The 19,927-nt window shown below is 64.3% G+C and carries 15 protein-coding genes and 5 pseudogenes; 11 read left to right on the plus strand and 9 right to left on the minus strand.

Features of this window, described 5'->3' with window-relative positions:
- The first annotated feature begins 26 nt into the window (after positions 1-26).
- Positions 27-2,050 (plus strand): annotated as a pseudogene (locus tag FOM02_RS41450) (YgiQ family radical SAM protein).
- A gap of 134 nt (positions 2,051-2,184) precedes the next feature.
- Here FOM02_RS41450 and clcA read toward each other — a convergent pair.
- Entirely contained in the window at positions 2,185-3,510 is a 1,326-nt protein-coding gene (gene clcA / locus FOM02_RS41455) for a H(+)/Cl(-) exchange transporter ClcA (RefSeq protein ID WP_035730459.1), read from the minus strand.
- A 132-nt stretch (positions 3,511-3,642) separates the two neighbouring features.
- Here clcA and FOM02_RS41460 point away from each other — a divergent pair.
- The 3 genes and pseudogenes from FOM02_RS41460 to FOM02_RS41470 all read left to right on the plus strand — a co-directional run.
- Positions 3,643-3,892, plus strand: a pseudogene (locus FOM02_RS41460) (DUF3362 domain-containing protein); the annotation flags it as partial.
- A gap of 391 nt (positions 3,893-4,283) precedes the next feature.
- Positions 4,284-4,739 (plus strand): Rrf2 family transcriptional regulator, encoded by a 456-nt coding sequence (locus FOM02_RS41465; protein ID WP_027561522.1) that lies wholly within the window; start codon positions 4,284-4,286, stop codon positions 4,737-4,739.
- On the plus strand, positions 4,739-5,449 hold the full coding sequence (locus tag FOM02_RS41470; RefSeq protein WP_035730462.1) for a class I SAM-dependent methyltransferase: 711 nt from the start codon (positions 4,739-4,741) through the stop codon (positions 5,447-5,449). The genes FOM02_RS41465 and FOM02_RS41470 overlap by 1 nt, the downstream gene beginning before the upstream one ends.
- Here the strand turns inward: FOM02_RS41470 and FOM02_RS41475 are convergent.
- Both FOM02_RS41475 and FOM02_RS41480 read right to left on the minus strand, forming a co-directional pair.
- Positions 5,418-5,765 (minus strand): DUF1488 family protein, encoded by a 348-nt coding sequence (locus FOM02_RS41475; protein WP_051378259.1) that lies wholly within the window; start codon positions 5,763-5,765, stop codon positions 5,418-5,420. The two genes, FOM02_RS41470 and FOM02_RS41475, sit on opposite strands and share 32 nt — an antisense overlap.
- Before the next feature lie 36 nt (positions 5,766-5,801).
- The gene (locus tag FOM02_RS41480; protein ID WP_231164184.1) at positions 5,802-6,140 is read right to left on the minus strand and encodes a hypothetical protein; all 339 of its coding nucleotides are present in this window, start codon (positions 6,138-6,140) and stop codon (positions 5,802-5,804) included.
- A 230-nt stretch (positions 6,141-6,370) separates the two neighbouring features.
- On the opposite strand from FOM02_RS41480, the gene FOM02_RS41485 reads away from it, so the two are divergent.
- On the plus strand, positions 6,371-7,456 hold the full coding sequence (locus tag FOM02_RS41485; RefSeq protein ID WP_035730464.1) for an AraC family transcriptional regulator: 1,086 nt from the start codon (positions 6,371-6,373) through the stop codon (positions 7,454-7,456).
- A 9-nt stretch (positions 7,457-7,465) separates the two neighbouring features.
- Positions 7,466-8,488 (plus strand): annotated as a pseudogene (locus FOM02_RS41490) (LLM class flavin-dependent oxidoreductase).
- Positions 8,489-8,508: 20 nt separating this feature from the next.
- Here FOM02_RS41490 and FOM02_RS41495 read toward each other — a convergent pair.
- A complete protein-coding gene (locus FOM02_RS41495) occupies positions 8,509-8,949 on the minus strand; it encodes a hypothetical protein (protein WP_027561526.1) in 441 nt (146 codons plus the stop codon).
- Positions 8,950-9,105: 156 nt separating this feature from the next.
- Between FOM02_RS41495 and FOM02_RS41500 the strand changes: the two genes are divergently transcribed.
- Together FOM02_RS41500 and FOM02_RS41505 are read left to right on the plus strand one after the other, a co-directional pair.
- Positions 9,106-10,911, plus strand: coding sequence for a tetratricopeptide repeat protein (locus FOM02_RS41500; protein ID WP_027561527.1), 1,806 nt, complete (start codon positions 9,106-9,108; stop codon positions 10,909-10,911).
- Between the two features lie 230 nt (positions 10,912-11,141).
- The gene (locus FOM02_RS41505; protein ID WP_027561528.1) at positions 11,142-11,495 is read left to right on the plus strand and encodes a hypothetical protein; all 354 of its coding nucleotides are present in this window, start codon (positions 11,142-11,144) and stop codon (positions 11,493-11,495) included.
- Positions 11,496-11,566: 71 nt separating this feature from the next.
- Here the strand turns inward: FOM02_RS41505 and FOM02_RS41510 are convergent, their stop codons facing one another.
- Complete coding sequence (locus FOM02_RS41510) at positions 11,567-11,785, minus strand: hypothetical protein (RefSeq protein WP_265441032.1); 219 nt, start codon at positions 11,783-11,785, stop codon at positions 11,567-11,569.
- 310 nt (positions 11,786-12,095) lie between these two features.
- Between FOM02_RS41510 and FOM02_RS41515 the strand changes: the two are divergent.
- A pseudogene (locus tag FOM02_RS41515) lies at positions 12,096-12,422 on the plus strand (hypothetical protein).
- Between the two features lie 63 nt (positions 12,423-12,485).
- Here FOM02_RS41515 and FOM02_RS41520 read toward each other — a convergent pair.
- From FOM02_RS41520 to FOM02_RS41530, 3 genes and pseudogenes are all read right to left on the minus strand, one after another.
- A complete protein-coding gene (locus FOM02_RS41520) occupies positions 12,486-13,520 on the minus strand; it encodes a tripartite tricarboxylate transporter substrate binding protein (protein WP_027561530.1) in 1,035 nt (344 codons plus the stop codon).
- Between the two features lie 22 nt (positions 13,521-13,542).
- Positions 13,543-15,630, minus strand: a complete 2,088-nt coding sequence (locus FOM02_RS41525) for an acetate--CoA ligase family protein (RefSeq protein ID WP_027561531.1) — start codon at positions 15,628-15,630, stop codon at positions 13,543-13,545.
- A 3-nt stretch (positions 15,631-15,633) separates the two neighbouring features.
- A pseudogene (locus tag FOM02_RS41530) lies at positions 15,634-16,424 on the minus strand (enoyl-CoA hydratase/isomerase family protein).
- 121 nt (positions 16,425-16,545) lie between these two features.
- On the opposite strand from FOM02_RS41530, the gene FOM02_RS41535 reads away from it, so the two are divergent.
- Positions 16,546-17,322, plus strand: coding sequence for an IclR family transcriptional regulator (locus FOM02_RS41535; protein WP_027561533.1), 777 nt, complete (start codon positions 16,546-16,548; stop codon positions 17,320-17,322).
- A 115-nt stretch (positions 17,323-17,437) separates the two neighbouring features.
- Here FOM02_RS41535 and FOM02_RS41540 read toward each other — a convergent pair whose 3' ends face one another.
- Positions 17,438-19,132: an autotransporter outer membrane beta-barrel domain-containing protein gene (locus FOM02_RS41540; protein WP_265441033.1), complete on the minus strand. Its 1,695-nt coding sequence runs from the start codon at positions 19,130-19,132 to the stop codon at positions 17,438-17,440.
- Here FOM02_RS41540 and FOM02_RS41545 point away from each other — a divergent pair.
- Positions 19,113-19,646 (plus strand): hypothetical protein, encoded by a 534-nt coding sequence (locus FOM02_RS41545; protein WP_159073945.1) that lies wholly within the window; start codon positions 19,113-19,115, stop codon positions 19,644-19,646. The two genes, FOM02_RS41540 and FOM02_RS41545, sit on opposite strands and share 20 nt — an antisense overlap.
- Positions 19,647-19,927: the final 281 nt, after the last annotated feature.

Genomic DNA, 19,927 nt, shown 5'->3' on the forward strand with positions numbered 1-19,927 from the left:
GGCCGGGAGTCCTATGCGTAAGCGCCATGGACACCCAGATCATCACCGCCGAAAAGCCCCTGATGGCTCAGGCGCGCCCGCGCAAGCCGGCGCCGTTCCTCCCGATGAGCCGCGCCGAGATGGACGCGCTGGGCTGGGATGAATGCGACATCGTGCTGGTGACCGGGGACGCCTATGTCGACCATCCGAGCTTCGGCATGGCGATCATCGGCCGGCTGCTGGAGGCGCAGGGATTCCGGGTCGGCATCATCGCGCAGCCGGACTGGCACTCGGCCGAGCCCTTTAAGGCGCTCGGCAAGCCAAAGGTGTTCTTCGGCGTCACCGGCGGCAACATGGATTCCATGGTGAACCGCTACACCGCGGACCGGCGCATCCGCAGCGACGATGCCTATACGGCCGGTGGCGAAGGCGGCAAGCGGCCGGACCGCTGCACCATCGTCTACGCGCAGCGCTGCCGCGAGGCATTCAAGGACACCCCGATCGTGCTCGGCGGCATCGAGGCCTCGCTGCGCCGGATCGCGCATTACGATTACTGGTCCGACAAGGTGCGCCGCTCGGTGCTGGCCGATGCCAAGGCGGACTTGCTGCTCTACGGCAATGCCGAACGCGCCGTGGTCGAGGTGGCGCAGCGGCTCGCCGCCGGCGAAGCGCCGCGCGAGCTCGACGACATCAGGGGCGTCGCGCTGTTCCGCCGTGTGCCGGAAGACTATGCCGAGCTGCACGCCGACGATCTCGATTCCGCCGACGAGGGCGCAACGCGCCAGAAGGGCGCCACCGTGATCCGGCTGCCGGCGCTGGAGCAGGTCGAGCAGGACAAGGAAGCTTATGCGCGCGCGTCACGCGTGCTGCACCGGGAGAGCAATCCCGGCAATGCGCGGCCGCTGGTGCAGCGTCATGGCGATCGCGACCTCTGGCTCAACCCGCCGCCGATCCCGCTGACTTCCGATGAGATGGACGCGGTCTACGACCTGCCTTACGCGCGCGCGCCGCATCCGTCCTATGGCGATGCGAAGATTCCGGCCTGGGACATGATCAAGTTCTCGGTGACGATCATGCGCGGCTGCTTTGGCGGCTGCACCTTCTGCTCGATCACCGAGCACGAGGGGCGCATCATCCAGAACCGCTCGGAAGGCTCGATCCTGCGCGAGATCGAAAAGATCCGCGACAAGACGCCGGGCTTCACGGGCGTGATCTCCGACATCGGCGGCCCGACCGCCAACATGTACCGGATGGCGTGCAAGGACCCGAAGGTCGAGGCGGCGTGCCGGCGGCCGTCCTGCGTCTTCCCCGAGATCTGCCCGAACCTCAACACCTCGCATGACGATTTGATCCGGCTCTATCGCAAGGTGCGCGAGACCAAGGGCATCAAGAAGGTGATGGTCGCCTCCGGCGTGCGCTACGACCTCGCGGTCGAGAGCCCCGAATACATCAAGGAGCTCGTCACCCATCACGTCGGCGGCTACCTCAAGATCGCGCCTGAACATACCGAGCGCGGCCCGCTCGACAAGATGATGAAGCCGGGCATCGGCGCCTACAACAAGTTCAAGCGGATGTTCGATGAAGCGGCGGAGCGGGCCGGCAAGAAATATTATCTGATCCCGTATTTCATCGCGGCGCATCCGGGCACGACAGACGAGGACATGATGAACCTCGCGCTGTGGCTGAAGAAGAACCGCTATCGCGCCGATCAGGTGCAGACCTTCCTGCCCTCGCCGATGGCGACCGCGACGGCGATGTACCACACCGGCGTCAACCCGCTGCGTGGCGTGCGCCACGGCGGCAGCGACAAGGTCGATGCGATCAAGGGCCTGCGCCAGCGCCGCCTGCACAAAGGCGTTCCTGCGCTATCACGACCCCTGACAATTGGCCGGTGCTGCGCGAGGCCTTGATCGAGATGGGGCCGCCGCGACCTGATCGCTCCCGTCCCGACCAGCTCGTGCCCGCGCACCAGCCGCCCGGCACCGGCAAGGCGGCCGGCACGAAGCGCCCCGTTCGCCCGGGTGGCAAGACGCAGCGCTTCACGACCAAGGGCCTGCGGGTGATGAAGTAGCGGGCGGGACCCCGTTGCTTTGGTGATCCAAAATAAAAATCGAAAACAACCCCATGCACAGTAGCCGGCCCTAGCGGGATCAATGGCTTAGACGTCCTGCGAAGACGTTGACCCGTCGGGCAAAAAGTCGTTGCTCATCTCTGTCTGATTTGCCGCTCCAGGCGCAGCGTATGCTCACGCAGGGAATCGTAGATCGGTGGGTTGCCCAGCAGCATGGGTAGCAGCATCGCCATGAAGCAGGCGCCCAGCATCGGCAGCAGCATCGTCACGTTACCGGTCATTTCGGCGACGAGAACGATGCCGGTCACCGGCGCGCGCACGACGCCGGTGAAGAGAGCGGCCATGCCCACCAATGCAAATGCTTCCGGCTGGATCGCGAGCACCGGGAATGCAGCGCGGCAAGCCTCTCCGAACAGCAGCCCGGACTGGGCTCCCAGCACGAGCAAGGGTGCGAACAGCCCGCCGGGCGTGCCGGCCGCGTAGGAGAGAGCGCCGAGCCCGAATCGGATCAGGAATGCGAACCCGAGGATCCACATATTCTCGTGGCCGATCAACGCGCGCTGCGTGATCTGATCTCCGCCACCGACCAGTTCGGGCGAGAACCAGGCCAATATGCCGACGCCTGCGCCGATCAAGCCGGCGCGGAGCTCCATCGGTAGCCGTCCAAATCGGTCGCGAACTGCGATGGTCGCGAGCAGGGTGCGATTGTAAGCGATGGCCAGCAGACCCGCGATGCCGCCCAGAGCCAGGAACAGCGGGGCGGACTCAGCCCTGGGATAGCTCAGCGGCGCGACCTGGAAGTCGGGCGCGTCACCGAGCAGCAGCCTTGCGACCGGGATCGCCGTTGCGAGCGCCGCAAGGGCCGCGACGGCAACACGGTGCTCGAACCTCTGCACCAGTTCCTCCAGCACAAACACGAGCCCGGCTATCGGCGCATTGAATGCCGTTGCAAGACCGGCGCCCGCGCCCGCCGCCAGCAACACCTGGGCATCCGCCCAACGGAGCCGGCAGACGCTTGCAGCGAAAACCGCGATACCGGCGCCCATCTGGACGGTCGGCCCCTCGCGGCCCAGCGCTAGTCCGGAGCCGATCGCCAGTATTCCGCCGAAGAATTTCACTGGCACCAGAGCAAACGGAGCCGGTGGGATCTCTTCGCGCAGGACAGCTTCGACATGCGGAATGCCGCTGCCTGAAGCGTGTGGCGAGAATTGCCGCACCATCCACGCGGCAACCAGGGTCGCGACAGCGCACGCGCCGACGACAGTCAAGAACCCCCAGATTGCGTGGCCATGGGCCCAGGCGATCATCGCCTCGCGCAGGCCGTCGGCACGCACGAGTAAAAGCCGGAAGATCGCCCCGACACATCCAGTCGCTGCTCCTACGATGAGAGCGATCGCCGCGAGCCCTAACAGGCTGCGACGTTCGTCCGCGACTTGTCGCTCGTCAGGGTTACGGTCCATGGCTGGTCGATGATCCCGAGGCCTTCACAAGCGACAATCTTTGCCGAAATCACCGGCGAATGTCCCGCAAAAATCCTTCTGACTTGACCGAAGAACTGCCTCTCCGACCGACACGCCAGAACCTGACCCCACGTTGAGGGCCTGCGCCAGCGCCGCCTGCACAAGGCGTTCCTGCGCTATCACGACCTCGACAACTGGCTAGTGCTGCGCGAGGCCTTGATCGAGATGGGCCGCCACGACCTGATCGGCTCGCAGCCTCACCAGCTCGTGCCCGCGCACCAGCCGCCCGGCACCGGCAAGGCTGCGGGCACGAAGCAAACCTTTGCGCCCCGGCGGCAAGACGCAGCGCTTCACGACCAAGGGCCTGCGGGTGATGAAGTAGCGGACGGGAGCCCGTCACTTTGGTGATCCAAAATAAAAACAACCCCCATGCACAGTGGCCCGGGGGCAGCGAAATCAACGAGTTGAAGCGCGACGAGCTTGGGATCAGTTGTTAGCTCGTCTTCGCTTGTTAGCTGCGTACCGTGCCCCTTCAGGAAAGTCGTTGTTGCGCATTTTCGGGTTTTACCAAATCGATTGACCCGTCGGGCAAAACAGGTGCAGAATGGCATCATCGCATGCACTGGTTGTTTCGTCGTAGATCAAGCGACTGCCGTTGCGATTGATCCGACGGACGTGCCTTTCGGCCCGTGCCACCAGCCATACTCGTTCACGAACAGAGCACGCGCGGAAACCGGTTGACGCCGGCGTCATCATGTAACATATGAAGTTACATGAAACGAGATAGCCGTCTATCCGGCGTACTCCACGTGCTCCTGCACATGGCGCAACAGCCCGGGCCCTTCACGTCCGAGACCCTGGCGAAGGCGATGGACACCAACCCGGTGGTGATCCGTCGCATCATGGCGGGGTTGCGGGACCTCGGTTACGTGCGGTCCGAGAAGGGGCATGGTGGCGGCTGGACGCTCGCTTGCGACCTTTCGAGGGTGACACTGCGCGACGTCTACACCGCGCTCGGCAGTCCCTCGCTTCTCGCCATGGGCAATCGGACGGAGGCGCCCGGCTGCCTCGTCGAGCAGGCCGTCAATGCCGCGCTCGATCAAGCCTTTGGCGATGCCGAGACGCTGCTGCTGGCGCGCTTTGGCGAGGTGACGCTGGCGATGTTGAGCGACGATCTGCGCAAGCGCCTCGGGTCGCGGAAGCATCAGGGCATGAGCGCGCACGCGTGATGGACTCCATTCAACAGGACAGCATCGTGACCGACATTCAAAGCGCGTTCGCCGATCCGCAAATGGTGGCGAAATATACGGAAGGACCGCCGCGGTTCGTTCCCGGCTACAATTCCATGCTGTCCATGGCGGCGATCCTTCTGGCCGAGCGCGCGCCCGAAGATGCAAAGGTGCTCGTTCTCGGCGCCGGCGGCGGCCTGGAATTGAGGGCCTTTGCGCAGGCGCAGCCGCGCTGGAATTTCGACGGCGTGGACCCGTCGGCGGCGATGCTCGATCTCGCCAGGCAAACGCTGGGTCCGCTTGCGTCGCGCGCGCAGCTGCATCAAGGCTATATCGACGATGCGCCGGCGGGGCCGTTCGACGGCGCCGCCTGCCTGTTGACCCTGCACTTCGTGCGCTCGGAGGAACGGCGTCGCATCGCCTCCGAAATCCGCCGCCGGCTCAAGCCGGGCGCTCCGTTCGTAGCGGCCCATTTCAGCATTCCCGACGGCGACGATGAGCGGCCGATCTGGCTCTCGCGATATTCCGCTTACCTCGCCGCATCCGGCGTCGAACCCGACAAGGCGGTGGCCGCGCGAAAAGCGGTCGATGGGCAATTGAGCATTCTGGCGCCGGAGCAGGATGAATTGATCTTGCGTCAGGCCGGCTTCTCGGGCGCATCCCTGTTCTACACGGGCTTCACCTTCCGCGGCTGGGTCGCGTACGCCTGAAGGCCGGCGGCTTCAAAAACGCTGCGGCGTTCCATCGGTCGTCACAGCGCCTTGACTGTTTGGAAAAGATGCGCACCGGTTCGCCCTTGCGCTTGCCCTGCTCGAACGCGACTGACGCAACGCGCTCGACCGTTTCGCGCAGGCGCATGAACTGGGCCTGCCTTTCGCCCGGCAGCGTGCCTTTCGTGTGGTCGAGATCATCCAGCGCACTGCTGCTGATCTCGCAATCGACGATGTTTGCGCCGTGCATCATCGTAAACAGGAATGCCATTCGCTTGGCGTCGTACCGCAGAGGCCGGCCGCGGGTCAGCGGCACGGCTTTGTCGGGAACTCCCAGTGGACGCGGCAATTGTCAGCCTGCCGTTTCGACGGCAGTACACAGCGATGGCTCCGCCAAACGGTGCGCTTGCGAGGCAAAATCCTCGAACGTTGCGACCGCATCGCTCATGTTATGGCAGCCGCGACTGTCGCGTGACGCATGAACGCGAAGGTCGAACAGCTCTATCCAGAACAACGGGCTCTCGGGCAAGCCCGCTCCCAGCGCTTCGAACATGCTGATCTCACAGTCCCCGACACGTTCGAGCGCAACCACCCGCGAGCCATGGGCGATATTGGGAAGTCCGAGCAACTTTCCGTACCCTCGCAATATCTTCACGTTGATGGGCGGCGCGACGCCGTCACTGCTGGACATCAAGGCCATCGTAGCTTTCGGGGAAAGGGGGCTGCCCCGAGAACGCAAGACCAGTCTCGGGGTAGACAAGCGATTTAAGTCACACGCCCCCCGGGTTTCTTGTTATCGTGAGCCAATAAGTTGATTTTTCATGCCGCCATCACGATCGGCGAGCCCAAAGCGCGAGGCCCGCAGCGGCAACGACGAAAGGGTTCGGTGTGCCGGCTGCCCATTCGCCCCATTTTGAAACAATGCCCAGTGCGACCGGCGGAATCGCCCGCCTAGTATGGGCACGCCTGCACGACGCCGGCATCGAGGCAAACAGTCTTTTGTCCAAGGCTGGATTGACTCTCAAGCAGATCGAGGATCGCAAGGCTCGCCTGAGCGCCGAGAGCCAGATCAGGTTCCTGGAACTTGGGGCCGAGGCGTTGCAGGACGACAGCCTCGGTTTCCACTTGGCACGCGACTTCGACCTTCGTGAAATTGGCCTGCTCTATTACGTGGCCGCATCCTCCGGGACGATCGCGGAAGCCTTCGCAAAGGCCGAGCGCTATTGCCGTCTCGCCAACGAGGGGATTTCGCTGCAATTCGCCGCGAAAGAGATGACGATCACGCTGAAATATGTCGGTGTGGAACGGCGCTCGGATCGGCACCAGATCGAATTCTGGCTGACCTCAATCATTCGCATGAACCGCGTCCTGACCAATCGCCGCCTGATCCCGAGCCGGCTCAAAATGGTGCATCGCCGTCGAACGACGCCCACGGAGGTCAGGTCGTTCCTGGGCTGCGAGATCGAGTTCGGGTCCGATGTCGATGAGATCGCTTTCCCGGTATCCGTGGGACCGATGGCGATCGAAAGTGCTGACCACTATCTGAACGACCTGCTGGTGACGTATTGCGAGCAGGCACTTGCACACCGGAAATCCGGCGGAGTCTCGCTCAGATCGAGCGTCGAGAATGCAATCGCCCCATTGCTCCCGCATCGTGAGGCACGGGTCGAAGAGATCGCCCGCCGCTTAGGCATGAGCCATCGCACGCTGGTGCGGCGCCTCGCTCTGGAGGGATTGACCTTCAGCGGCATCCTTGACGAGATGAAGATCGACCTCGCCAAGAGCTATCTGAAGAACGATGAACTGCCTATTTCGCAAACCGCCTGGCTGCTCGGCTACGGAGAAGTCAGCGCATTCACTCACGCCTTCAAGCGCTGGACCGGAATGACGCCAAGGCAATGGCGCGTCCTGGGCACCCCCGAACGGGACCACGACGCAGGCGACGGGCCAGATCGTGAGCAGGTTTCCTCCGAGAGGCCCATCGCAAATCGCCGCGACCATCCCTAAATTGCTCCCATGAAAAAGATCGGATTCCTCTCCTTCGGGCACTGGACGCCCTCGCCGCAATCGCAGACGCGCTCGGCGGCGGACACGCTGCTGCAATCGATCGAGCTTGCGGTCGCGGCGGAACAGCTGGGCGCGGACGGCGCCTATTTTCGCGTGCACCACTTCGCGCGTCAGCTGGCCTCGCCCTTCCCCCTGCTCGCCGCCGTCGGCGCGAAAACCAGCAGGATCGAGATCGGCACGGCCGTGATCGACATGCGCTACGAGAACCCGCTCTACATGGTGGAGGACGCGGGAAGCGCCGATCTCATCGCCGGCGGGCGGCTCCAGCTCGGCATCAGCCGCGGCTCGCCCGAGCAGGTGATCGACGGCTGGCGCTACTTTGGTTATCGCCCGGCCGAGGGTCAGAGCGATGCCGACATGGGCCGCCGCCACGCCGAAGTGTTCCTCGACCTGCTGCGCGGCGAAGGTTTTGCCGAACCCAATCCGCAGCCGATGTTCCCCAATCCGCCGGGCCTCCTGCGCATCGAGCCGCATTCGCAAGGACTGCGCGAGCGCATCTGGTGGGGCGCCGGCTCGAACGCGACCGCGGTGTGGGCGGCCAAGCTCGGCATGAATTTACAGAGCTCGACGCTGAAGAACGACGAGACCGGCGAAGCCTTTCACGTTCAGCAGGCCGCGCAGATTCGTAGCTACCGCGCCGCATGGAAGGAAGCCGGCCACAGCCGCGAGCCGCGCGTGTCGGTGAGCCGCAGCATCTTCGCGCTGATGGACGATCGCGACCGCGCCTATTTCGGCGGCTAACGCGGCGGCGAAGACCAGATCGGCTTCATCGATCCGCGCACCCGCGCGATCTTCGGCCGGAGTTATGCAGCCGAACCCGACGTGCTGATCGAGCAGCTGCGGCAGGACGAGGCGATCGCGGAGGCCGACACGCTGCTGCTGACGATTCCGAACCAGCTCGGTGTCGCCTACTGCGCACATGCGCTCGAGGCGATCCTGACCCATGTCGCGCCGGCGCTCGGATGGCGGTGAGGCAATCGCCGACACACAGGTCAGGCCATCTCTGACTGCCTCCTGATCTTCTCGAGCCAGGCCGCCAGGCGCGGATGTCTGGCATATCGGGCTTGCAGGCTTGCCAGCTCCCGCTGAAACACCGGCAGCGACAGCAGCCTTTCGATGTCGGGCTCCCTGATCTTCCATATCTCCGCCGGAAAGAAGCCATGCACCTTGAGCTCGTAGAGCTCGAAGATCGCGTGGATGATCTCATGTACGGCCCGGTGCTCTTCCGCCGTGATCTCGAGGTCGCCGGCAGCCCCTCGCTCGAGGAACACTGCGACCGGAAGGCGGCGCCGCAGGTCGGAGACCCGGTCGGAGTATCGCAGGAAGATGTCCGCGCCCAGGCGCCGGTTGTTGGTATGAAGCGCCGCATAGATCGCCGCCATGCCGACGATGACCGTGCCGAGCGTCATGAATCTGAGAATGTGTTCGATCACGCGTCAGTCTCCTTGCGCGAGGCTTGTGAAGGAGATCGTAACCGTCGGCTGCCCAGCTTTCTACCATCACCAGAATCATGCATTTTTGCCGGCCTCAACGTCGAAACTCATGAATTGGCCGGACATCGCTAGCGCCGCGCCGCCAGCAAGAGCTCAATGACAGCCCGCAACGTGCCAGTGATGGAAACACCAGCCGCTTATTGTGAAGCGGGCCTTCAGCATCTCCGGGCCGGACGGCATCTCGACGCGCGTGCTTGCTGCGAGCAGGCCCTCACGATCGATGCGGAGCACACGGACGCCCAGCATCTGATGGGCCTGCTGTTTCTCCACGACAAACACTACAATGACGCCCTGGAGTGGATCGTCCGCGCGATCCGTCGAGCGCCCAAGCCCGAATATCTTGCAAGCTTCGGAACGGCATTGCAGCAGCACGGGCGCTTCGAGGAGGCGCTCAACGTCCTCGACAAGGCGATCCAGCTTCGGCCTGACGACGCCGGCTTGTGGCGTCAGCGCGGCGACATCCTCTCTCAGCTCTCGCGCCTCGATCAAGCCCTGGCGAGCTTCGAGCACGCACTCAAGCTCGATCCGCAGCATCATGACACCCTGCGCAAGAGCGGGATTCTTCTCCACAATCTCGGACGGGACGAGGAAGCCATCGCGCATCTGGACCTCAGCGACAGGCTGTTCCCGAACCATGCCCCGACGGTGCACGCGCGCGCATGGATCCTCTACAGCCTGAAGCGGTTCGAGGAGTCCGCGACCGAGGGCAAGCGGGCGCACCAGCTCGCTCCCGACAAGGCCGACACCTGCAACAATCTCGGCCTTTCGCTGCGCCGGCTCGGCAGGGATGAAGAGGCGCTGGCATGGTTCGAAAAGGCCATTGCGATAGAGCCGCGCCTGCTGGCCGCCTTCAACAACAAGCTGACCACGCTGTTCCAGCTGCATCGCTTCGACGAGGTCTTCGCGCTGTCCGATCACATGAAGGCGCTCGGGCTGAATGATACGGTGACAGACTGGAATGTGGCCCTGGCTCATCTCCTGACAGGCGATTTCGAAGCCGGCTGGCGCGGGCACCAGACCCGATTGAAACTGCCTTCGGCAAAATACGCCCGCTTTGCGCAACCGATGTGGCTCGGTGGCGAAGACATCGAAGGAAAGACGATCCTGGTCGCTGCGGACGAGGGACTGGGGGACACCATTCACTTCGTCCGCTACGTCCCCATGCTGGCGGCGCGGGGGGCGCGCGTTATTCTTGCCGTTCAGGACCCGCTGCGTCGGCTGATGTCGGGTCTGAGCGGCGTATCCCACCACGTCCCGATGTCGGCTGCAGGCGCGCTGCCGCATTTCGATTTGCACTGCCCGATATCCAGCCTTCCGCTCGCCTTCGGCACCCGCCTCGATACGATCCCGGCGGACATGCCGTATCTGGCCTCGCCACCGGACGACCGTATTCAGGCCTGGGACAATCGTCTTGGTCCTCGAACCAGGCTCCGGGTCGGTCTCGCCTGGTCCGGCGATCCGACCCACGTCAACGATCACGCGCGCTCGATACCGCTGCGGACGCTGTCCCGTATCCTCGACGTCGATGCCACCTTTGTCAGCCTCCAGAAGGGGCCGCGCCCGAGCGACGCCGCGGTGCTGCGGGAAAGAAACGACATTGTCGACCTGACCGCCGAGCTCACCGATTTCACCGAGACCGCCGCCTTGATGAGCTGTCTTGATCTCGTGATCACCGTCGACACCAGCATCGCCCATCTGGCCGGCGCCCTTGGCCGTCCAACCTGGCTTCTGTTGCCATGGACGCCCGACTATCGCTGGCTGCTCGACCGCACCGACAGCCCCTGGTACCCCAGCATGCGGCTGTTCCGGCAGACCGAAACGCGTGAGTATGAGAGCGTGCTCGATCGTATCAGGGACGAATTGCGGACACGGGCCAGCTCATTTGAACCTAGCCCGCATTAAAGCGTGATCCGGGCCTGAAGGGCCGCGTCAGCGCAAAAGCGCGACGCAGTTTTGCGAGAGATCATGCGCAAACGACAACCGTAACCGCGCGAACGCTTCATCCCGATCGCGGTTCGAGGCCGGCATGTACGGCGAACGGCGACCGTCGCTCTTGAACCCGAATGGCGCGCTGGCCGACGAAGATGGGCACTGTCGCATTTTCCGCGACACCTCCCGTGGTCGAGCGAAACATGAGAAAGCAAATTTCCGTGGTGGTTCTGGTTGCGGCACTGCCGATGCTGACGGCGTGCGGACAGCCGGTGCCGGAGGACAAGGCCGCTTATGTCGGCGAGTGGCATGCGCCGGCGATGGATGTCGAGCTCACCAAGGACGGGATGGTCCGCTACAAGCGCGTCAGGCACGGCACCGCGATCGGCGAGGCCACGACGACCATCAAGGCCCCGCTGCGGCGGTTCGAGGGCGACAATTTCGTCGTCGGAATTCCATTCATTTCGACGACCTTCGAGGTGTCGACGCCGCCTCATCAGGATGCAGGGACATGGAAGATGGTGGTCGACGGCGTGGAGCTGACCCGCGATCCGTAGCGGAATAGCCGGAGCAACCAGGGATTCAGCCGGCTGCGGTGACCGCAGCTGTCGTCTTCATGTCGGCTTCATCACTTGCGCGGCGCCAGCTGCAGCTCCATCAAGGCGATCCTCTGGAGATCAGCGACGTTACGTTCGCCCGCACTTGCCGTGCGCAGGATGGATTCGGCGAGCGCGTTGACATGCGAGGAATGCACGGGCTCCGGCAGGGTCGCAACCGCAGCTTCCAGGGCGGCGGTCATGAGCTCGATCACCTCGGGGGAAAATGCGGCGTTGGAAAAGTTTTTCATCGCGTCGGGCCAACGGCTTCTGGGAGCCGCATGATCAACGTCGGGAAAAAGTGGGAAGTTCCCGCGTGGCGCCGGAAATCTCCACCCCTGCCGTCCTCACCTTGGGACTGCGACGAAACACTGCACCGGACGATGTGAACTGGTGCTGGGCTACGGCATTTGGCTTGAAGCGCGATGAGATCAGGATGAATCGTCATCGCGCTTTAGGTTGTTGTTTGAGCATGATCTTTTCGGAAAACCGCTGCGCACTTTTCCGGATCATGCTTTAGGTTGATCGGCCCTCGGGTTCCACGCACGGAAGGGAATTCATATGCCAACCAAGCCGACCATCGCGCGCATCTGGCGCGGCCGGACCCGCCGCGACGTCGCTGACGCCTACCAGGCCTATCTGCAAGCCGAGGGCATTCCCCCGCTGATGAACACGGCGCTCGGCGTGCAGTAGTTGCGCGAGGACCGTGATGAGGAGACGTGGTTCACGACCATCTCCTACTGGGCCGATATCATGGCAATGACGGCATTCACCAAGGGCGAGCCGACCAAGGTGCATCATCTCGCGCGCGATCCGGAATTCCTGATCGAACTGCCGGAGCGCATCGAGATCCATCGCATTCTGATCGACGAACAGGGTCTGCGCTGAACGCTGGCGGCAGCGTGGAGCTGACCCGGGCGCCGAAGCGAGTACCAGCTCGGAGTGCTGAACCTATTGCACCTCGATGTTCGCGTCCTTGACCAGCTTGCGCCAGCGCTCCTCCTCCTGCCCGACGTAGCGATCGAGCTCTTCGGGAGCGCTGCCAACCATGATGAGGCCTTCGTTTGCCTCGAGTTGCTTGAAACCACCTGATTTGACGGCCTTTGCGACCGCCTGGTTCAGCCGCGCAATCACCGGAGCGGGGGTCTTGGCCGGAGCGTACAATCCGTACCAGGACTCGGCGGCGTAGCCGGGCACGCCGGCCTCGGCGATGGTCGGCAGTTGCGGAAACGCTGCCGAACGCTCGGTGGAGGTGACAGCCAGCGCCCGGAGCTGACCTGCGGCCACCAGCGAGGCCGCGCTTGCAACGGTGGTGAACATCACGTCGATCTGCCCGCCCAGGAGATCGCTGATCGCAGGCGCCGCGCCCTTGTAGGGCACCGCCGTCATCTTGACCTTCGCCATGGAATTGAACAGCTCGCCGGCGAGATGGGCCGAGGTGCCGGTGCCGAACGTCCCGAAATTGAGCTTGCCCGGATTGGCCTTGGCCTCCGCGATCAGATCGGCGATCGAGTTGATCTTGGAGGCCGGGTTGACGACGACGATATTGAAGGATCGCGCGATCAGCGAGACCGCCGCGAAATCCTTGTGCGGATCGAACGGCAGCTTGTTGTACAGGCTCGGATTGACTGCGTGCGCGAAGGTCGCCATCAGCAGCGAATAGCCGTCGGGATCGCTGGTGGCGACCGTCTGGGTGCCGATGATGGTGCCGGCGCCCGGCTTGTTCTCGATGATGACGGATTTGCCGAGGTCCGTCTGGATTTCCTGCGCTGTCGTTCGCGCGATGATGTCGGTCCCGCCGCCGGCCGCGAAGGGCACCACGATCTTGATGATCTTCTCGGGATATTCGGCGCGCGCCGGCGCAACTCCAAGCCCGGCGACGGCCGGCAGGACGGCGCAGGCAAGGATGGCGAGGTTCAGCCGGCGCCGCATGGCGAAATCCTTCCCGCGTGCGCCATCATGATCGATGATATCGCCAATGGCCATCTGGGCCTCCCTCGTTTCTTGTTCAGACATTGAGAACAACCAATCCATCGGCTGCCTTCACGCCCTGGCCCGCGGGCAGAACGAAGACCGGATTGATCTCGGCTTCAGTGAGGCGGTCGCCGAGCTGCGCAACCATGCGCGAGCAAGCGACGATCGCCTTCGCGAGCGCTTCGACATCGCATTTCGGCCGGCCGCGAAAACCGTCCAGTAACGGCCATGTGACGAGATCGCGCGCCATCGCTGAAGCTTCGACGAGGCTGAGGCCGCCCTCGGGGGGAAGCAGGCGCATCGTCGTGTCCTTGAATAGTTCTGCGGTGACGCCGCCCATTCCGAGCAGGATCGCGGTGCCCAGGGGATCGCGATGCATGCCGAGAATGATCTCGACGCCGCCTAACACCATTTCCTGAACCAGGAACCGTTCGGGTCGCTTCCCGGTCCTGGACTCGACCTCGTGAGCCATCGCCGTCAGGCGGGCGCCAATCGCATCAGCGGTCAGGTTGACCGCGACGCCGCCGACGTCGCTCTTGTGCGCGATCTCGCGCGAGAGAATCTTGAGCACGACCCGGCCGCCGAAGTCTCGCGCAGCCTGCTCCGCTTCGCCTGGCGTTGCGACCACCTTCTCCGCCACGATCGGAACGCCGAAGCGGGCGAAGAGTGCTTTCGCCTGCGCCTCATCCAGCGATCCCGCCGGGAAGTCGCTGACATCGGCCGTCGCCGCGATCGAGCCGGAGGTCTGGACCTCGTTTGGCATTCCGGCCTGCAAAAGCCCGTCGAGCGCAGCAGCGCAGCTCTCGGCGGAGGTGTACGCCGGGACGCCGCGCCGGGTGAGGACGGAGACCACGTCGGGCGCGTAGGGGCTCACATAGGCAATGACGGGCTTGTCGCTGAGCGGCAGGCAATCGTGGATGGCATCGGCCATCAGGGCCGGCGATCCCACGGCCGACGAGCCGGCAATGACGGCCAGCGCATCGTAGGAGGGACTGGCGAGCAGGATCTTGATTGCGGCGCGCAGCAGATCCGGTTGGAGACCGGCCAGGGTCACGTCGATCGGATTGCGATCGAGTGCGGCGTGCGATCCCGACTGCAATGCTCGCAATTGCGCGGCCGTTTCCGCATCGGGTGCGGGCGTCGTGAAGCCTGCGACGCCCAGACTGTCGGATACGATCGTGCCGGCGCCGCCGGTGGAGGTGAGGATCGCCACGCGCCTGCCGCGCAGCTTCCGTCCGGCCGCAAGCAGCGCAGGAATGTCGAGCAGGTCTTCGAACGTCCTCGCGCGGATCACGCCGAGCTGCCTGAACAGGGCGTCGTACATGCGGTCGGAGCCCGCGAGCGCGCCCGTGTGCGAGACCGCCGCCTTTGCGCCCGCCTCCGACCGCCCGATCTTGAAGGCAACAACGGACTTGCCGGCGCGCTGCGCCTTGAGAACCGCCTCGCGGAAGCGAGCCGGATTGCGGATCGCCTCGATGTAGAGCGCAATGACCTTGGTCGCACTGTCATCGGCCAGAAAGTCGATGAAGTCGGCGAGCTCGAGATCGGCCTCGTTGCTGGTCGACACCAGCTTGGACAGTCCAATGCCGCGCGCAGCGGCGCGCGACAGCAAGGCGCCCAAAATGCCGCCGCTTTGCGAGACGAGGCCAATGGGGCCCGCCGGAAAGTGATCCATCGCCAGCGCGCCGGACGCCGAAAGCACGATATTGTCCGTGAGATTGACGAGACCGATGGTGTTCGGCCCGAGCAGGCGCATGGATCCGGCGGCTTCCATCAGCTGCTTCTGGCGCGCGGCGCCTTCCGCCCCCGTCTCGGTGAAGCCGCTGGCGAGAACGATCGCCGCGGCAGCCCCGCGCTCGGACAAGTCGTGCACTGCGACGTGGGCGCGCTCGGCACCTAACAGGACAATGCCGACATCGGGCACATCAGGCAGCGAAGCGATGTCGGGATAGCAGACGAGACCGCCGATCTCTGCGACCTTCGGATTGACGGGATAGATCGCACCCGCAAAACCATGCTTCTGGAGATAGGCGACCGGCCGCCCCGACGTCTTGGTCGGGTCCGCGGATGCGCCGATGATCGCGACACTGCGCGGCCGGATCAGGCGTTCGATCGCATCCATGGCTCAATCCTTCGACGCGGATTGCGCGAGGAACGCCGTCACGGCGTCGCGATGCTCGGTGCTGGTGTAGCAGATCGCCTGCGCCTGGCTGCCGAGGCTGAAGATATCGTGCGCGGAATGCTCGAAGGTCTCGTTCAGGATCTTCTTGCCCAGCGCCAGCGCGGTGGGAGAGCCCTGCGCCAGCTCGGCCGCCCAGGCCTGCGCCGCCGGCAGAAGCTCGGCCGAGGCCACCTTGCGATCGACGATGCCGAGCGCGAGCGCTTCGTCGCCTCGACGACGCGGCCGGTGAAGATCAGCTCTTTCGCCTTGGGAAGTCCGACCCGGCGCGGCAGGAAATACAGCCCGCCGCCATCGGGGATGAGGCCGCGCTTGATGTAGGACCAGGTGAATTTCGATCGCTCCGTTCCCATCACGAAGTCGCAGGCGAGCGCGGTGTCCGCACCAAGCCCCGCCGCGGCGCCGTTGACGGCGGCAATCGTCGGCTTCGGCAGGCCCAGCAGGAACGACTGCACGTGATGCACGCCCTGCTGACGGCTCCAGCCGTTGAACGCAACCTCGCCCTGCGGCGCGGCGAGCCGGCGCTTCATTCCGCTGATATCCCCCCCGGCACAGAAGGCGTTGCCACGCCCCGTCAGCACCAGGGCCCTGATGGCCTTGTCACGCGCAACGGTTTCGAGCGCGCCTGCGAATTCGGCGCGCATCTCGTCGCTCATGGCGTTGCGCCGTTCGGGACGGTTGAATGCAATGGTCGCGACGCCGTTCTCGACGGAAAATTCGATGAGCTGATAGGACATGGCAAGGCCCGTGGTTGGCGTGCGCGGCGGAAATATTCGCCTTGTTTCGAACGTATCGCGGCTTGCACCGCCCAGAACATCCCCCTATTCCACTTAGTGGAAATGCCGGGAGGGGGTGGATTTGGCACAGGTGCGCAGATATGCGGGCGGCGTCGACGGCAACCGGTCGCTCGAAAGGGGCATCGAGATCCTCAGGGCGTTCCGGCCCGGCGTCGACACGCTGGGCAACGGCGAGATCGCGGAGCGAACAGGATTGCCGCGATCGACGGTCAGCCGGCTGACACGCACGCTGGTCAATTCCGGGATGCTCGACGAAGTCCGCACCGAGCGAACCTACCGCCTTGCCGCGTCCGTCATCAGCATCGGCCACGCCATGCGGACGGGATCACCCCTGCTCAACGCGATCGGCCCGATGATGCGGGCGGAGTCGGCCAAGCGCCGGCTGAACGTCGGGCTGGCTGCAGCTGATAGGACCATGATGGTTTACCTGGAGTCGATCCGCTACAGCCCGCGCGCGGCGCTGCGCAACGTGGTCGCCGGCCAGCAGGTCCCGATGGAGCTGACGTCGCTCGGTCGCGCTTACCTCGCCGGCATTGCAGACACCGAGCGCGAGCGATTGCTGAGACTGTTCAAGCGGCGCAGCACTGCTGCCACCAAGGCGCTGCTTGCGGACGTCAGGACATCGATCCGCTCCGTCGAACGCGACGGCTATTGCGCGGTGTCGTGGCAGCCCGGCGTTCTCGCCGTCGCGACGCCCATCGTGCTGGAGGGGCTTCCGGTCTACGCACTCAACATGAGCCTGCAAAATGTCGACCGCTCCGACGCGCTGGCGAGCGAGATCGGTTCGTACCTCAACGCCTTTGCGGCCAAATGCAAGGAGGCGCTGGCGGGCCGGTGATGCCGCCATGGGAACGGCGGTCACACGCGGCGGTGGGCCTAGCCCGCTACGGCCGCGCCCACGCTCAAGGCGCAACGCAGAGCATCGCCGATTTCCAAGCTCTCGGATCCCGCCCTCACCAATTGACCCTGAGCGAGCCCATCCCAGTGTAGCTCTGGCCTGCGCTCGAGAACTCGCCGCTGAAGCGCGCGGACAGTTCCGACCAGCGGTTCAGGACCAGGCGCGAGCCGAGTTCGATCCGTGCCGAATCGCTCGCGGCACGCGCACCCTCGACGGTGAAGGCCGGGACCGGCATCGAGATCAACGATGCCGTGACGTCGCGGTTCGGCAAGAACTCGTGCACCCAGGCGAGGCTTCCGAACGGCATCCAGATCATGCCATTGCCGAGATCGAAGCGAGCGTCGAACTTGCTGCCAAGGAAGGTCGGCAGCGAGGAGACGCGGCGCGAGGCGTAGCTGAGGCCGAGTACGCCCGGACCAGCGCCGGTGACGCTGGTCTCGGTATAGCCCGCCTGCCACAGCTCTGCGGCCTGCAGCGCTGCGAACGGCGTGGCCGTGACCGTGCCGAAATCGTAGGTGCGGCCGACCTCAAGGCGTCCACCGAGCTGGTCGCTGCCGAACGAACCCTTGGCGACCTCGTCAGCGCCGATGCCGGTGATGGTGCGTGTCGTCGAATTGTTGAAATGGCCGTAGGCGAGTTGGCCCGAGAGGTAGGTCGCGCCGAAGCGTGCCATCGCATAGCCGCCGAGATGGGCGCCGTCGAGCCTGCCGGAGGTCAAGCGATCATCGACATTGAACGTCGCGCTGGAGCCGCCCGCGGCGATGCCGACCAGCAGATCGGGCCCGATGAGATGATCGACACCGACTGCGCCGCCCGCGGTGCGGCCGCTGAAGCCGGCGCTGCCGACCGTGGCATCGCCCGACAGCGACTGACCGGCGCCGAAGCCTGACGCCCAGGCGTGCCACTGCGGCTCGACCCGCGGCGGCGCCTTCAGAGCATTGAAGGCCGAGGTCACCGGGCGCTCCGAGGCGTAACCGAGCGCGCCCGAGCCCGCAGCATCGGCGCGATGGCCCGCGCGCCACGCATCCATCTGGCCGTCCATGGTCTGACCGAACAGGTTGCCGGCGGCAAAGGCGCTGTTTTGCGTGCCGCTGGTGCCCTCGCCGGAAAGCTGGTCGAGCACGCGGACCGAGCCAGCCTGCAACAGATTGGAATAGAACGTCGCGGCCGCACCGGTGAGCGACGGCGAATAGCCGGCTTCGAGCGCATTGCCGACCGCGCGCTGGTTCGCCGTTTCCCCCACAACCCCACCAAAGCCGGAGCGGGTCAAAGTCAGGTCGACGCTGGTGCTGTTGTAGGTGGCGACCGCGTTGTAGAACGCCGATGAAGTGGTGACCTGGTCAAACCGGCCGCTGAGCGGATTGGTCGCTGCGACGATGCCGCTGTAGAACGTGTTCGACGCATAGGTCCCTGGCTGGACCACCGCACGCAACGTGCCGCCGAGATTGGCGGTCGTGGCGACGAACGTGTCCGCAGCACCCGCCGCGTTCACCCGAAGCGCCAGGACGCCTGTCGCGGTCTGGTTGAACGTTCCTTGAAACAGGTGAGCGGTGCCCACCGGCGTGTTCGGGTCGGTAATGGTGACGAGCCCCGCGTTGGTGAACGTGTTCGTGTTGAAGACGTCGTTCACAAACAGCCGGCCGTCGATCGTTCCGTTGTTGGTCAGCGAGCTCTGGACCATGAGACCGATGATCGAGCCTCCGGCGGACGAAGAGATGATGGTGCCATCGTTGACGATCGTCTCGTTCATGCCGATGATCGAGAGCCCCGAAGTGCCACGGATCACACCTTTGTTGACGATGGCGTTGCCGTCGCCGGACACATCAACGCCGACCGAATTGTTGCCCAAGGCATTGATCGTACCCGTGTTGGTAAACGTGTTGCCTATGTACAGAAAGACTCCGACATTGTTGGTCGAAGCGCTGTTCCCAACCGTGACCGTTCCGGAATTGAAGACGGTGTTGCCGCTTCCGAAAATATTGATGCCGTTACTCGACGAGCCGGTCAGCGTGATCGTGCCGGTATTTGTGGCAACGCTCCCGTCACTCGAAAGGTCAAGACCGTATGTGTGGAAAGAACTCGAGGAAATGGTACCGTTGTTCGTCACCGTGTTTCCAACGCCATTCACTAGAATGGCGCTTGATTGCGCCCCGAGAGAGATCGAGCCGTTATTCGTCACGATGTTGCCGTCGCCCTCTCCCCGAATAGCGAAAGAGCTGTCGCCCGTCGTAATCGCGCCATTGTTTGTGACGGTGTTGTTCTGATTGAGCCAAATCCCGTTAACACCCGTGCCAAGCGCAATCGATGCGTCCGGCTGAACGGTCACGGCATAGCCATTCTGCGTGCCGTCGCCGAAACCGGCCGTGGCGGTGCCGCTGCAGGTAACGCTGGTGCCCGACTGATCGCACGCAGCGTGAGCCGGGGCGGTCACCCACGTGAAAGCCGCGGGCGCTAGCACCCAAATCAATTTCCGAAACATCAACCCCTCGAGAGATTTTGCGCAGAGAACGAAACCCTAGGGGGACGCGATTGCACCGTCGTCGCG

The sequence above is a fragment of the Bradyrhizobium sp. SEMIA genome, from assembly GCF_014844175.1.
Taxonomy (GTDB): domain Bacteria; phylum Pseudomonadota; class Alphaproteobacteria; order Rhizobiales; family Xanthobacteraceae; genus Bradyrhizobium; species Bradyrhizobium arachidis.